This window comes from Pseudoalteromonas sp. bablab_jr010 (assembly GCF_016464105.1).
In the GTDB taxonomy this organism is placed as follows: domain Bacteria; phylum Pseudomonadota; class Gammaproteobacteria; order Enterobacterales; family Alteromonadaceae; genus Pseudoalteromonas; species Pseudoalteromonas simplex.
This window is the reverse complement of sequence record NZ_JACDWV010000067.1, coordinates 1-989: the sequence shown is the minus strand read 5'-3', so window position 1 is coordinate 989 and position 989 is coordinate 1. Positions and strand designations below refer to the sequence as shown.

General features: G+C 39.5%; 1 protein-coding gene. It reads left to right on the top strand.

The window, feature by feature from the left end:
* On the top strand, positions 1 to 513 hold a 513-nt coding region (locus JIG37_RS05435), incomplete at its 5' end, for an immunity 49 family protein (RefSeq protein ID WP_199528892.1).
* Between the last annotated feature and the right edge of the window lie 476 nt (positions 514 to 989).

Here is a 989-nt window from a genome sequence, read left to right as displayed (position 1 = left end):
TTTTATAGCAGCATCATTGCTCGTAATAACGAAGCTATTAACTACCTGATTACTGTCGACAACGATGTATTTAAACAAGCAAGGCTAAGTGAACAGCGCACCCCATTTGATTATGCACTGTCTGATTTACTTAAAGGCTTATTTAACCCTAGTGCTGATTTAGCCAACTTGATTGAGCAAGCATACCTAACTTGTAATCCAGATGATTATGCCGATGATGAAATTTACTTATATGTTAGTCGCTTGGAATGGCCACTTATCCCGGTGATCACCGCCATATTCACTGATAACGGTGAGCAAGAATATAATCAAGCAATGGAAAAAGCCTTGCTGGCGCATAAAGAATATTACAGTGACGAAGAGCGTATAGGTAGTAGACAAGGAGGTTTAGCTCTCCCACTTATCGCCTTAGCCATCATTGCTAAAGACGTAAAAGGCTATAAGCTCACTGTTGAAAATGGCTACATTCCAGCATGGCTAATTGATGTAACACCACCAACAGACCCAAATTAATAAACGACAGTAACCGCTCTTTAACAACATGGATGTTGGCAGCAAAGCATGAACTTATACCCTGCTTTGCTGCCTTTAAATCTTAGGCCAACACTGCTGAGCACTATCTTGAGCTAAATGCCAAAAAACCAGGTCGCCAATTTATAGAGTGGACGCGCTAGGTACTATTAATATACCCATTGCATTAAATTAAGACACGGTTATGGCGTAGGAAAATTGCGTTATAACAAGGCAAAAATGATGAAGTATAGTGGGTCTAAATAAGTCATTTTTAACGCCGTGAGAGCGCTATTTAACACGCCAGAATGTGTTTGCTTTTAATAAAATGGGTATCGATGCAGGTAAAGACCTCTGCCTAACAACTGAGAACGACAACATTCAGTTTGTGATTAAAAATAATCAGTTTATTGATGTTAAAAACAATGTTTCGCTCAGCACTCAAAACCGCGATATCAACATGCAAAGTGCAGGTAGCC